Annotated in this window: 10 protein-coding genes and 3 pseudogenes; 11 read left to right on the top strand and 2 right to left on the bottom strand. The window is 56.6% G+C overall.

Annotated elements, in window-relative coordinates; genetic code table 11:
- A pseudogene (locus AB4Y35_RS39455) lies at positions 1-151 on the top strand (IS630 family transposase); the annotation flags it as partial.
- 5 nt (positions 152-156) lie between these two features.
- Here the strand turns inward: AB4Y35_RS39455 and AB4Y35_RS39450 are convergent.
- Both AB4Y35_RS39450 and AB4Y35_RS39445 read right to left on the bottom strand, forming a co-directional pair.
- The gene (locus AB4Y35_RS39450; protein ID WP_368692136.1) at positions 157-633 is read right to left on the bottom strand and encodes a hypothetical protein; all 477 of its coding nucleotides are present in this window, start codon (positions 631-633) and stop codon (positions 157-159) included.
- Positions 630-1,871 (bottom strand): site-specific integrase, encoded by a 1,242-nt coding sequence (locus AB4Y35_RS39445; RefSeq protein ID WP_368692072.1) that lies wholly within the window; start codon positions 1,869-1,871, stop codon positions 630-632. Before AB4Y35_RS39445 ends, AB4Y35_RS39450 begins: the two co-directional genes overlap by 4 nt.
- A gap of 125 nt (positions 1,872-1,996) precedes the next feature.
- Here AB4Y35_RS39445 and AB4Y35_RS39440 point away from each other — a divergent pair.
- The 10 genes and pseudogenes from AB4Y35_RS39440 to AB4Y35_RS39395 all read left to right on the top strand — a co-directional run.
- A pseudogene (locus AB4Y35_RS39440) lies at positions 1,997-2,125 on the top strand (transposase domain-containing protein); the annotation flags it as partial.
- Positions 2,126-2,437: 312 nt separating this feature from the next.
- The gene (locus tag AB4Y35_RS39435; protein WP_368692073.1) at positions 2,438-3,346 is read left to right on the top strand and encodes a dimethylarginine dimethylaminohydrolase family protein; all 909 of its coding nucleotides are present in this window, start codon (positions 2,438-2,440) and stop codon (positions 3,344-3,346) included.
- Positions 3,343-4,686, top strand: coding sequence for an aspartate aminotransferase family protein (locus AB4Y35_RS39430; protein WP_368692074.1), 1,344 nt, complete (start codon positions 3,343-3,345; stop codon positions 4,684-4,686). Before AB4Y35_RS39435 ends, AB4Y35_RS39430 begins: the two co-directional genes overlap by 4 nt.
- A 76-nt stretch (positions 4,687-4,762) precedes the next feature.
- Positions 4,763-5,542 carry a transporter substrate-binding domain-containing protein gene (locus tag AB4Y35_RS39425; RefSeq protein WP_368692075.1) on the top strand — a complete coding sequence of 260 codons (780 nt, stop codon included), beginning with the start codon at positions 4,763-4,765 and terminating at the stop codon, positions 5,540-5,542.
- A gap of 87 nt (positions 5,543-5,629) precedes the next feature.
- Positions 5,630-6,877, top strand: a complete 1,248-nt coding sequence (locus tag AB4Y35_RS39420; protein ID WP_368692076.1) for a Zn-dependent hydrolase — start codon at positions 5,630-5,632, stop codon at positions 6,875-6,877.
- Positions 6,878-7,059: 182 nt separating this feature from the next.
- Entirely contained in the window at positions 7,060-7,827 is a 768-nt protein-coding gene (locus AB4Y35_RS39415; RefSeq protein ID WP_368692077.1) for an ABC transporter ATP-binding protein, read from the top strand.
- Between the two features lie 46 nt (positions 7,828-7,873).
- Positions 7,874-8,560 (top strand): ABC transporter permease, encoded by a 687-nt coding sequence (locus AB4Y35_RS39410; protein WP_368692078.1) that lies wholly within the window; start codon positions 7,874-7,876, stop codon positions 8,558-8,560.
- Positions 8,557-9,255 (top strand): annotated as a pseudogene (gene hisM / locus AB4Y35_RS39405) (histidine ABC transporter permease HisM); the annotation flags it as partial. The gene AB4Y35_RS39410 and the pseudogene hisM, both read left to right, overlap by 4 nt.
- Before the next feature lie 273 nt (positions 9,256-9,528).
- Positions 9,529-11,691, top strand: a complete 2,163-nt coding sequence (locus AB4Y35_RS39400) for a N,N-dimethylformamidase beta subunit family domain-containing protein (protein WP_368692079.1) — start codon at positions 9,529-9,531, stop codon at positions 11,689-11,691.
- 198 nt (positions 11,692-11,889) lie between these two features.
- The gene (locus AB4Y35_RS39395; RefSeq protein ID WP_368692080.1) at positions 11,890-12,837 is read left to right on the top strand and encodes a 3-keto-5-aminohexanoate cleavage protein; all 948 of its coding nucleotides are present in this window, start codon (positions 11,890-11,892) and stop codon (positions 12,835-12,837) included.
- Positions 12,838-12,904 lie beyond the last annotated feature (67 nt).

The raw sequence follows: 12,904 nt of genomic DNA, 5'->3' as shown, positions 1-12,904 counted from the left end.
CATTGCGCGTGGCGTATTCACCAGCACCAGGGATCTCGACAAAAAGCTCATGCGGTACATACTTCAATACAATAAGCAAGCACTCCCATTGAAATGGAAGTACTCCGATCCATCGCGGCGAATCCGGTGCAATTCATCTGGTTCAACGGACCTAACTCACGACACTAGGTCAACGTCGTCACGATGCAAGGCGAGCGCCTCGCCGATCCTCATTCCCGTTACCGCGAGGACGCCGAACAGGCAATGAAAAGTCCATCGACGCAAGCCATTCGCGGGCCTTAGCTTCAAGGCCGCAGCCATCAGGTCTCGGATCTCCTTCTCATTGTAGAGATATGGTCGCTTGCGTTGCGGCCACCGAATGAGATCCGTAGGCAGCACCTCTGTATTGGGTTCTGACATGCTCAGATAACGAGCGAACCCACGAACGTCGTCCAACCGTAGTGCAGATGTCGGGCGGTTGGCGCCGAGTTCGGTAGCCCATTCAAGAGCCAGCCTGTTCGTCACGATCGTTGCGCTGTGACCTTCCATGAATCGGACGAATTCGGCAAGGCGCTTCTCCTGATTGGTAAACTTGAGTCCTAACCCGCGACGCATTGCAACGTAGTTGAGAAGGGCCCTGCGGATCGCATTCATCTCACACCTCCTGGCCAGGGTAGCGCAACCGTACGCAGCTGCGAAACGTCGACCTTCGCGTAAATCCTCGTTGTATCGGGGTGCTCGTGACGTAGTAACTGACCAATTTGGGTCAGCGACGCACCGGACCGGAGTAACTGGGTCGCAAGACTATGCCGGAAAAGATGGGGGCCCTTGGAAGCAACATCGTCGATCCCAACACGTTCCAATGCCATTCGGGCGATGAGGTAGACCGCAGATGATGACGCGAAGCCACGATGCGGAGCCAATTGACGTATGAATACGCGCCTGCTGTTCGATCGCGGGCGGCTATGCTCAAGGTAATCCGCCACAGCGGCGCCAACCTCCATTGGCAACGGTAATTCAGCACGTCGTCGCCCTTTACCCTTAATGGTAAGCGTGCCGGCACGCCAGTTGATATCGGCCAGTTCAAGTAACGTGACCTCGTTCGAGCGCAATCCCAGCCGGGCCAGTAGCAGGAGCACCGCGTAGTCTCGACGCCCGAGCGATGTATCTCGACGGCAGGCGTCAAGAACTGATTGAACCTGGTCGGGCTGGAGATAGGTCGGAAGCGAGGAGAGTGTCCATCGCCTTATACTCGGGACACTCGCTGCGAGGTCACAAGTGACGTAACCACGGTATCGCAGGAATCGTGAGAAAGAGCGGAGCGTCCAGCACATGATTTGCGCGGATCGTGGACTGTGATCACCGACGTGCAGCTCAATAAAGTCCACCACATCTCTCGCGGTCAGCTTACTGAGGGACCTCGTGCTGTCGATGCGCTTCTCGCGCAAAAACATGCGGATCACCGGGAGATGCCGAATCACCGATACCCTTGCAAGACCGTGATCCTGCTGCAAATGATGCACGAAATCCTGCTCCACCAGATCGGCGAACCTGGACGGTGTAGGTTGTGCCGGCGGACTCGCCTCGATCTCGCGCAGGAGGGCAAGCATCCTCATCAGAGCCGGACCTTCAAAGACTGATGGGCGCAGCTGTCGTCGCCGAAACGGCAGATACGAACTCACGGTCTGTTCGTCGACGTCATAAGCGGCAATGTGTTTACGAGCAAGCCAATGGCTGAAGTCACACACGACGTGCAGATTGCGCCATGCACCTTGTTGGCAGTGCCCTTCGTGTTGCAATCGATCGGCAAACAGATCAATGTAATTGCCAAGTGGCCCTTCGCGAAGCTGCACCAGCAATCTTGGTCGACGATAGTACGTTTCGATGCCCATGTCCGTCGCTCCTTCCCGTCAACTGGCGGGGTCGAGCTCCAGACTATGCCGAATACTCATGCAAGGTTCGGCCTACTGTGCACGCTAATAGCTCTGCGTTCGGCATAGTTGGGCAATCGGCATGAACGGCAAAGGCCAACGGTATCGATCCCTACCGCTACCTCACGTGGCTGTTCCAGCGGCTACCTCTGGCGAAGACTGTCGACGACTACGACGCGCTGCTTCCCTGGAAAATGCCTGCCCACTTCCGCTGACCAACACCGCTACTACACATCACGCGCTCTGCCACCTCGCTCTGAGGGGCGTCCTTCGTGGACCGCATACGGTCAAAGCACCTCTGGTGCGGGGTATCAATCGTGCTCCGGACACAGTCTTCTGCTTGCAACCGAAGGTGCCGTTCATGAGTGTAACGGGTAGGGAAAATACTACCGAGCCCTTTGCCCACTAATCATTATAATGATTACCATGATGAGGTTTCAGGGACCGCGGGATAGTCAGGGCGAGGTCTTGACGCATCTGCGGTCCGGGCTAATGTCGGCTTAATCGAAACAATGGACAAACTTTTCATGAACCAAATCTCGTCGGGAAAGGTGGTAGAAGGTGTCGACGCGAACGCATTCCTCGATAGCGAATATGGCCGCCTCACGGAGGTGCTCGTATGCGATGCAACGTACTACGATTGGGCGCGCTCAAACACCATGGTTATTGGCGCGCTGGATGCGGGGAAGACCGCGGATGTTGCCGCCGCGATGAGCCAGCATCGAGAGTTGCGGTCCGCGCTTGCCGAAGCTGGTGTCATCTGCCGTCTTCTTGAGCAGGATCCACACCTCTTTTATCAAACGTATACGCGAGATAGCAGCGTCATGACGCCCTTTGGCTTGCTTCTGTGCCAGATGGCTAGACCCGAGCGACAGGGAGAGTGGGGGCCGATCGTCGACTTCTGCGCCTCGTCTGATATTTCGGTGTGGAAAAAGGTGACTGCTGGAAGTCTCGAAGGTGGGGATGTCCAGATCCTGTCGCCGGGTCAAGTACTCATCGGCGTGAACGAGGTACGGACAACGTATGCGGCGGCCCAGCAGGTTGCCGCATGGTTTGCAGAGGCGGGCTGGCAAACACGCTTTATCAAGGTTCCGGCGTACTTTCTGCACCTCGACGTTCTGTTCAGTGTTGTCAACGACAAGGTAGCGCTGTGCGCCACAGATATTCTCGACCCGGACGATGTTGCGTGGCTGCGAGAAAGGTATGAACTGGTTGACGTCGGTTACCGCGAGGTGATGAGCATGGGTGCCAATGCCGTCGCCCTTGGCGACGATCGCGTGCTTTCCTCCAAACAAAATCCTCGTGTCAACGCCGCGTTGCGGGCACAGGGTTTTCATGTGTTCGATCCGGACCTCGAGCAATTCGTCATTGAGGGCGGCGCCGCGCATTGTCTGACGATGCCGCTTCGCCGGAATCTTGTCGGGGGGGCGAAATGAGCAAAGTCGAACTTAAGGGCGGTACGACGATCGCCGCTCCGAAGTTGCCGAAGGTGCAGTATGGTCGAGGCGTCTATGTCTTCGATACGACCGGCAAGCAATACATCGATGGCTCGTCTGGACCGGCTGTCTACAGTCTTGGACACGGGAATGAGGAAGTCAACGAGGCCGTCGCTGCGCAACTCAGACAGATCGCCCATGGCTACCGGTATCTGTTCACCAGCGACCCTCTGGAAGAGCTTTCCGATCTTGTCCGGGAGGCGTGTGGGCCGGACTTTACGTCGATGGTCTTTGTATCCGGAGGGTCGGAGGCGGTCGAGTCGGCATTGAAGCTCGCTTTGCAGTATCACAGCGCGCTTGGCAACTCGAGCCGTCGACGCTTTATCTCACGCCAGCGGTCATGGCACGGGAACACTCTTGGCGCCCTTTCCATATCCGGTTTTCTCGAACGCAGGGCGCCCTTCGAGGGCGCTCTCATTCCCGCATCGTTGATCAGCCCGGCCAACGAGTATCGGCCCCTCGATGGCGTGTCCGCGGATGAGCTGGGCAGGGCCTGTGCCGGCGAACTGGAACAGGAAATCCTGCGCATTGGCGCCGACAATGTTGCAGCGTTCGTATTTGAGCCCGTGGTCGGCGCAGCAGGTGGCGTTGTTCCTGCGCCGAAAGGCTATGCCAGGGCCGTCAGGGAAGTCTGCGATCGTCATGGGGTGCTGATGATCGCAGACGAGGTGATGTGTGGCTCAGGTCGATGCGGAACTTGGCGAGCGCTGGAATTCGATGACGTGGTCCCCGACATCATGCCGATCGCGAAGGGACTGGGTGGCGGCTATATCCCACTGGGGGCTACCGTCTATACGAAGAAGGTCGCAGAAGTTATCAACGGCGCGTACGGTGGCCCTATGACGGGGCACACCTTCACTGGCCATACGGCCGCGTGCGCTGCTGGCGTCGCTGTCCAGAAGATTATCAAGCGGGATCGTCTGATCGAACGCGTCCAGACCGCCGGGCAGCGGTTCGGCGAGATGCTCAGAGCAGAGTTGGCGGACATCGGAGCCGTCGGCGATATCCGCGGTCGCGGCTTTTTCTGGGGCATTGAATTTGTGGAAGACCGGGAGCGCAAGACACCGTTCGCCGCCGAAAAGCAACTCTATCTCAAGGTCAGGCAGAGGTCGCTCGCGAACGGACTAATCTGCTACCCGTCTGGCGGCAATGTCGACGGAGTATTGGGTGACACGGTCATACTTGCGCCGCCCTATATTGCTACGGATAACGAACTTGCTGAGATCGTCGAAAAGTTTGCGAGGTCGTCCCGTGAGGCTCTTTCTGAGCTCGGAAGGTGAGGTCTGTACACGACCAGCGAAACTGGAAATCACGCGCTTCAGCCCCTGACTTTATTAAACAAAATCGGTGAACATCATGAAAAAGCTTCACGTTTTGCTGGCTGTCGTCATTACTTTCATTGTCCTGCCGTCGCTTTCGTTCTCCAAGGATATCTCGACGATTCGGTTCGGCACATCCCCCGACTATCCTCCCTTCGAATCCAAGTCGCCTGACGGCAAGCTCGTCGGTATCGATATTGATCTGGGGAACGCTGTATGTGCCCAATTGCATGCGAAATGTGAATGGGTCGAAGGTGATTTCGACGGTCTGATTCCCAGCCTGAAAGCGAGAAAAATCGACGTGATTCTCTCCGGGATGATGGCAACCGAGCAGCGAAAAAAGGAAATCGACTTTAGCGACAAGCTGTACAGCGCGCATAGCCGGCTCCTGGTGTCCAAGGCGAGCACGTTGCAACCCACAGCTGAGAGCCTTCGGGGCAAGAGCGTCGGTGTCTTGCAGGGCTCGGTTGAGGAGACCATTGCAAAAGCGCAGTGGGCTAATTCGGGGGTGACCGTCGTCCCGTATGCCAACCAGGATCAGGCGCTCGCAGACCTTGTCAATGGCCGTTTGGATGGCGTTCTGGTGGAGCAGATCCAGGCTGGTGTGGGCTTTCTCAAGACCGAGCGGGGTCGTGGATTCAAGTTTGCCGGAGGACCTATCGTGGTGAACGGCATCGCTGACTATACCGCCATGGGTCTTCGCAAGGACGACCCGACTCTCAGGCAGTCCATCAACGACGCGCTGCAAAAAATCCGGTCCGATGGAACATACACGACCATCACTCACAAGTACGTTGACTTCGACATCTCGAATTAACGATCTGTACTGAGGCAGGATCCTGTCTACCGAATAGACCTGGAAACACCGGAAGGCATCCAAAATGTATATCGATAGAGGTGCAACGTGAGCGACAGTATCCTGACGCTGTCTGATCTGAGAATTGACGGTCACCGACTTTGGCGCAGTCTGATCGACCTTGCGAAGATCGGTGCAACGCAGAAGGGCGGAGTTTGTCGACTGGCCCTGACACAACTGGACAAGGAAGCCCGGGATCTGATTGCCCGTTGGGCAACCGAACTGGGATGTACCGTGCGAGTCGACAAAATAGGAAACATCGTAGCTCGCCGCCGTGGGACGAACCCCGAACTGCCCCCGGTAATGACGGGAAGTCATATCGACACGCAACCGACTGGCGGGAAGTTCGACGGAAATTATGGCGTTCTTGCAGGTCTTGAAGTGCTGCGAACACTTAACGACCACGGACTAAGGACCATTGCGCCAGTGGAAGTCGTCGTATGGACGAATGAAGAGGGATCCCGGTTTGTTCCAGTGATGATGGGATCCGGCGTGGCAAGCGGGGCCTTTCCACTCGAGTACGCGCTTTCTCGCGAAGACTCGGACCAGATATCAGTCGAGGATGCACTGAAGTCTATTGGCTATCAAGGTTGCGTTGAGCCATCGTACTCGCCAAAAGCATATTTCGAGGCGCATATCGAGCAGGGTCCGGTTCTCGAAACGGCGGCCTGTACGATCGGTGTCGTCACTGGAGCGCTGGGTCAGCGATGGTACAACGTCAAGGTTCAAGGACAGGAAGCTCACGCCGGTCCAACTCCAATGAATCTGCGTCGGGATGCCTTGCTTGTCGCGGCTGACCTCGTCAAAGGGGTCAATCACATCGCAACCGGGTCTTCCACGAACGCGCGGGGAACTGTCGGCTGTATCTCTGTGTTCCCGAATTCAAGGAACGTCATTCCAGGCCAGGTGGCAATGACTGTCGACCTTCGTGCCGATTCTGCCGAGCTCCTTGACTTACTGGACACGCAGTTCCGAAAGCTATGCTCGGAATGTGAATTGCCCGTCGAAGTCGAACAGGTCGTTCATTTCGCTCCTCAGCCCTTCGACAGCTTCCTGGTGGATTCGGTCAGGCGGAAAAGCGCAGATCTTGGTTATCCGTCGATGGATCTGCTTAGTGGTGCCGGACACGATGCGGTTTATCTGGCCAGCATAGCACCTACCGCGATGATCTTCGTTCCCTGCGAGGGCGGGATCAGTCATAACGAAATCGAGAACGCATCTCCAAAGGACCTGGAGGCAGGGACCAACGTCTTGCTCCAGATGATCATCGAAGCAGCGGGAGTTGACGACGCATAGTCGCCGGCGATGCTGGCACACTCCGCTTGCGCCGCTGCAGCAGGAGACGGGCCATAGTACCAACATATGATCTGCGAGAGGCCGGGCCGCGTCAGTATCCATCGCTCAACAGGCGAGGGTCTGAGGCGGAGCACTGCCTGCCTGGACGCAGACTTCCTGCTGAGACACAGGATGAGTATTTTATGAACACACTAAGCATACGCGACATCACGAAAAATTTTGGCGAGCATTCCGTACTCAAAGGTGTGTCCATGGAGGCGCGCGCGGGAGACGTGATCAGCCTGATCGGCTCTTCCGGGTCGGGCAAAAGCACGTTCCTCCGTTGCATCAATTTCCTGGAGAGCCCCAGCGGAGGCATCATCAAGTTGCACGACGAGGAGATCCAAACCTTCCCCAACGCCCGCGGTGATCTCATCGTCAGAGACAAAAAGCAGCTGCAACGATTGAGAGCTCGACTCGGAATGGTCTTTCAGCATTTCAATCTCTGGGCGCATATGACGGTGCTGGAAAACGTGACGGAGGCTCCGCATCGTGTCGCAAAGGTCAGCCGTTCGGAAGCGCGCGACCGCGCGCTCCGCTATCTCGAGAGAGTCGGCATGCCGCGGACCCATTGCGACGCGTATCCATCGCACTTGTCCGGGGGGCAGCAACAACGGGTTGCAATTGCGCGTGCCCTTGCCATGGAACCAGACGTCCTCCTCTTTGATGAACCGACGTCGGCGCTCGATCCCGAACTCGTTGGCGGGGTTCTCAGAGTCATGCAGGGACTAGCGGAAGAGGGGAGAACGATGGTCCTGGTGACACATGAAATGGAATTTGCCAGGTCGGTGTCAAGCCGTGTCATGTTCCTTGACCAGGGGCGAGTAGAAGAGGAGGGCGCTCCCGAAGAGATCTTCGTTCGCCCCCACAGTCCGCGACTCCAGCGCTTCCTCTCGGGCAGTCTCAAATGAACCTACATCGATCACAAGGCGATTCCTGGATCAGAAGGAGCAGGGCATGCTAAGCGGTTACGGCACAGAAATATTTTATGGCGCCATGGAGACGCTGAGACTGTCACTGCTATCGCTTGTCGTGGCGTTTCTCGTGGGGCTCCTCGGCGCGACGGCCAAGCTGTCCGGAAACCGGCTAAGCTTCTTTCTGTCCACCTGCTACACCACGATCATCCGGGGGGTCCCCGATCTTGTACTGATGTTGCTGACTTTTTACAGCATTCAAATCGCGTTGAACGTGGTGACCGACCGCTTCGGGGCAGCGCAGGTTGACATCAGTCCGTTCTGGGCGGGCTCCGTGACAATTGGTCTGGTGTACGGAGCATATTTCGTCGAGACTTTTCGAGGGGCCTATCTATCAATCAGCCGGGGGCAGATTGAGGCAGCGATGGCATACGGGATGACCTATTGGACTGCATTTAAACGGATCGTCTTTCCGCAACTTATGTTGCACGCTTTACCTGGAATCAGTAACAACTGGCAGGTTATCGTGAAGGCAACGGCGCTGGTATCGATTATCGGGCTATCAGACCTTGTCAAGGCTGCGCAGAATGCCGGACGCAGTACCTTCAGCAGTTTCTTCTTCATGCTGGTTGCAGCCGGTGTCTATCTGGTCCTGGCTGCGATTTCTACAGTCGCGCTTGACCGGCTGCAGCGCCACTACTCCAGACATGATCGAGGCGTCTCACGATGATTGACTTACTTCGACAGTACTGGCTCCCTCTACTTGTCTTCGACGGTGATCACTTTAGCGGACTGATAGTGACGCTATGGTTGCTTGTTCTTTCAGTCGCGTTTGGTTTCGTACTTGCGGTACCTCTTTCCATTGCGCGAAATTCGTCCAATCGATATGTTTCCGAGACGGTAAAGGCATACACATTCGCGATCCGCGGGACGCCACTCTATGTGCAGTTGCTGTTGATCTACACTGGAATATATGGCCTCGAATTTGTGAGGGCAAGCGACATTCTGAGTGCTTTCTTCAGAAGTGGTATGAACTGCACAGTTTTGGCATTTTCACTGAGTACCTCCGCCTACACTACGGAAATATTCGCAGGCGCAATGCGGGCCATTCCTCGTGGGGAGATAGAAGCCGCAAGAGCCTTTGGAATGTCATCAGGCGCGATCTACCGTGTCGTGATAATCCCGGCCATGCTTCGCCGCGCATTGCCGATGTACAGCAACGAGATCATCCTTATGTTGCATGCCACGACGCTTGCTTTCACCGCGACGGTGCCGGAGCTCATGAAGGTCGTGCGAGACATGAACTCGGCAACTTACATGACGTTCTCGAGCTTCACGATCGCTGCGCTGATATACCTATCGATATCATTTCTGCTGATCGGTGCATTCAAGAAAGCCGAGAAAAAATGGCTGGCGTTCCTCGCGCCAAGGTCGACCGGTGCAGGTCGTGTGACGAATTGTCTATCCACACGCCGCAGTCAGCGCTTTATGGGACATTTCCTGACGCTGCTTCCGATAAGGTGGCCTCTGAAGCATCTCCGCCGCGATTCGGAATAGGGAATACTTGTAGGAAATGCAGGTTTCGTGTGACCGTAAAACCTTTATCGTCAAGCGAATCGTTAATCAATGGATGACGGAGTTTTCTGGCGCGTTTACTGGCAGTCTGCCTTGCGCGTTTGAATCAAAGGAGTTGCCGCAATGTTGAAAACTACCATGGACCTGGTCGGTTACAGCGATCGACTCTCGGCCGTATCGGGCGAATCCATCGACTTCAAGGTATCCAGCCGCCTGGAGTGCCCCTTCACGGCGCGACTTGTTCGAGTGATCCATGCAGACGTCAATCCTGCGGGGCCTGGCTTGCGTATGGTGGACCTGAGCCACATCTACTCGACCATCGCGCCGTCAGTCGAGCAGTTGATTCATCGAGGTTCCTGGATTCATGTACCCGGCGTACCGTGGCCTAACCCTGACAATGACTGGTCAATTTCTGTCCGGGTGTTGCCGACGTTAGCAAAGAACGGCTCACAGTGCATTATGTCGCAGTGGGATTCGGACAAGGCACAAGGATGGCAGATTGGGATCGATGGTGAGGGGGCCACTGCAACCTGGTCCAACGACAGTGGTTCAACTGTGAATCTGCGCGCGAATTGCCCGGTGGGAGCCCGATGGTCGGGTATTTCCCTCTGTTTCGACGCCAGAACGCGAAAGCTGAAGCTGTCTTTTACGCCGATTGATTCGCGCTACATCGGCTCGGAAGCAGTTGCAACCGTGCCTACCGGTGGTTGGAGCGCTCCCGCGCCTGCCGTTGCAATCGCGGCTCTCTCCGCCGATGCGCCAACGCTCCATTTCAATGGGCGTATCGAAGCACCGCGAATCCACGCTGGTTCGATCGTGATCGCAGCATGGGATTTCGCGCTTGGAATTGATACGGGAGACGTATTTGACTGCGGTCCGGGTGCCCATCACGGCCGAATCGTTAATCTTCCTACGCGCGCAGTTCGCTCCTCGAATTGGACCGGCCGCGAGTTCTGTTGGCGTGCTGCGCCGGATGAGTATGCGGCGATTCATTTTCATCAGGAAGATATTGACGACGTCAATTGGGAAACGTCCTTTACCTTCACTGTTCCTGACGACCTTCCTTCCGGTTCTTACGCGATGGCACTTGCAGACGACCGGGGAGTTGATCGCGACTGGCTACCGTTCTGGGTGAGCGCACGTCCCGGACGGCCGGGCCACGAACTCGCGATCGTCATACCGACGTACACCTATCAGGCTTACGCAAACTTTGCGCGCGGTAACTTTGATGAAGATTTCCGCGCCAAGGTGAATGCATGGCAAGCATATCCACATAATCCGGACGATCATCCGGAAGTTGGGTTGTCAACCTACAACCTGCACGCTGACGGCAGCGGCGTCGCCTTTTCTACCCGTCTGCGGCCCATGCTGACGATGCGCCCTGGTTTCATGACATTCAATGAGCCACGCGGATCAGGCTGTCGCCACTACATTGCAGATCACTATCTGCTCGACTGGCTCGAACACGAGGGTGTCGGGTTTGACATCGTGACGGACGACGATCTCGAGCGTCACGGTCAGGCTATGCTCAAACCTTATCGGGCGGTGCTCACAGGCACCCATCCTGAGTACCACACTGAACGCACACTTGACGCCATCGAGGGATATCTGAAGCAGGGAGGCAATCTTGCCTACCTTGGAGGCAACGGGTTCTACTGGAAAATTGCCCTGTCCGAACTGTTTCCCGGCGCGCTTGAGCTACGCCGTGGCAACAACGGGATCCGGAACTGGACCAGTTTGCCAGGCGAACTCCATAACGCATTCGATGGTCGACTGGGAGGTCTTTGGCGCGACAGCGGTCGGCCTCCGCAGCGGCTGGTTGGTATTGGATTCTCGGCGCAGGGGCCTTTCGAAGGCTCGTACTATCGCGTTCACGATGACGCGCGTGAACAGCCTGGAGGCTGGCTGCTTGATGGCGTCTCTTCGGGAATCATCGGGGATTACGGACTCTCGGGGGGCGGTGCAGCAGGGTTTGAACTCGACTCGACTTCAACCATTGCGGGTTCGCCAGAGCAATACACGCTCCTCGCGACATCCGAAGGGCATTCATCGGCATTCGGTGCCGCGCTCGACGCACTCACTGCGCATGACGAGTCGCTCGATCACGGCCCGCTTGGGTCGTTGATCAAGGCCGAGATGATCTGGTACGAGACAGGTTGGGGAGGATCCGTCTTTTCGGTGGGTTCGATAACCTGGTGCGGCAGCCTTTCACACAACGGGTACTGCAACGACATTGCAAAAATCATGAAGAACTACGCGATGCGCATGACGCGGCGCGACGCCTAGTCCCGGAAGTTTCAGCGGGCGACCGCATCCATCCGGGGATGGCCGCACGACGTTCTTTCACCACAGTGGCTGCCGGCGCAAATGCCGGTAGCTGCTGCTGACGTCTGGTTCCAGTTCGTGGCATCGCCCACAAAGGATCCACTGCGTTGCTGCGGAACAGTCGCTCGACTAATCGTCTTTTCGCTCTTAGAGGCAAGCATGTCAGACAAGCCAACGCATTCGGGACCTACCATCATCACCGCCGCAGTCACGGGATCTATCCATACACCGTCACTGTCCCCATATCTGCCGTACAAGGTCGAGGACATTGCTGCCCATGCTATTCAGGCTGCGGAAGCTGGTGCGGCCATCATCCATCTTCATGTCAGGGATCCCCTGAATGGTCAGCCGTCATCGAGCCCCGATCTTTTCCGCAGTGTCGTGGAGCAAATAGCGTCAGCCACGGACGCCGTCATCAACGTGACGACCGGAGGCAGTTCGTCCATGTCGATTGATGAACGCCTCGCCGCTCCGCTCCAGCTCAATCCGGAGATGTGCTCGTTGAACATGGGGTCAATGAATTTTGGCATGTTCCCGCTGGCCGAGCGGCGCAACGAGTGGCAATTCGATTGGGAAAAGCCGTTCCTTGAAGCGTCACGACAGACAATATTCAAGAACACGTTCGCTGATATTGAGGAGATCCTGTCCGTCATTGGCACTCAGCGAGGAGCTCGTTTTGAGCTTGAATGTTATGACGTCGGGCATATTCAGACTGTCGCGCATTATCGGTCCCGCGGGCTCCTAACCGGCCCGATCTTCCTGCAGTTTGTGCTCGGCATTCTCGGCGGAATTGATGCTGCACCGGAACAACTGCTCCATCTGAAGCATACTGCCGATCGATTGCTCGGGCGAGACTACGAATTCTCGGTGCTTGCCGGCGGTCGGCACCAGATACCGCTTGGAACGATGGGCGTGCTGCTCGGGGGCAATGTTCGTGTAGGCTTGGAGGACAGCCTGACAATAGGCCGCGGCAAACTTGCGCAAAGTAGTGCTGAGCAGGTGTCCAAGATTCGACGCATCATTGAAGAACTCGGTAAGGAAATAGCTACCCCGGACCAGGTTCGAGCGCGACTGGAGCTCAAGGGCAGAAGTCACGTAAATTTTTGAGCGTCTACGGCCGCAAGGTGCGCACGGCATGGCCCCGGCCCGGCTGGTCGAGGCCATGTGTGAATCC

The organism is Paraburkholderia sp. EG286A (assembly GCF_040965375.1).
GTDB lineage: Bacteria > Pseudomonadota > Gammaproteobacteria > Burkholderiales > Burkholderiaceae > Paraburkholderia.
Note: the sequence above shows the minus strand (reverse complement) of the source record. Positions and strands in the feature narration are given on the sequence as shown.

Coding starts and splice junctions, on each gene's coding strand:
- AB4Y35_RS39410 (WP_368692078.1), top strand. CDS start 7,874: ATGCTAAGCGGTTACGGCACAGAAATATTTTATGGCGCCATGGAGACG.
- AB4Y35_RS39435 (WP_368692073.1), top strand. CDS start 2,438: ATGAACCAAATCTCGTCGGGAAAGGTGGTAGAAGGTGTCGACGCGAAC.
- AB4Y35_RS39400 (WP_368692079.1), top strand. CDS start 9,529: ATGTTGAAAACTACCATGGACCTGGTCGGTTACAGCGATCGACTCTCG.
- AB4Y35_RS39450 (WP_368692136.1), bottom strand. CDS start 633: ATGAATGCGATCCGCAGGGCCCTTCTCAACTACGTTGCAATGCGTCGC.
- AB4Y35_RS39395 (WP_368692080.1), top strand. CDS start 11,890: ATGTCAGACAAGCCAACGCATTCGGGACCTACCATCATCACCGCCGCA.
- AB4Y35_RS39425 (WP_368692075.1), top strand. CDS start 4,763: ATGAAAAAGCTTCACGTTTTGCTGGCTGTCGTCATTACTTTCATTGTC.
- AB4Y35_RS39445 (WP_368692072.1), bottom strand. CDS start 1,871: ATGGGCATCGAAACGTACTATCGTCGACCAAGATTGCTGGTGCAGCTT.
- AB4Y35_RS39430 (WP_368692074.1), top strand. CDS start 3,343: ATGAGCAAAGTCGAACTTAAGGGCGGTACGACGATCGCCGCTCCGAAG.
- AB4Y35_RS39415 (WP_368692077.1), top strand. CDS start 7,060: ATGAACACACTAAGCATACGCGACATCACGAAAAATTTTGGCGAGCAT.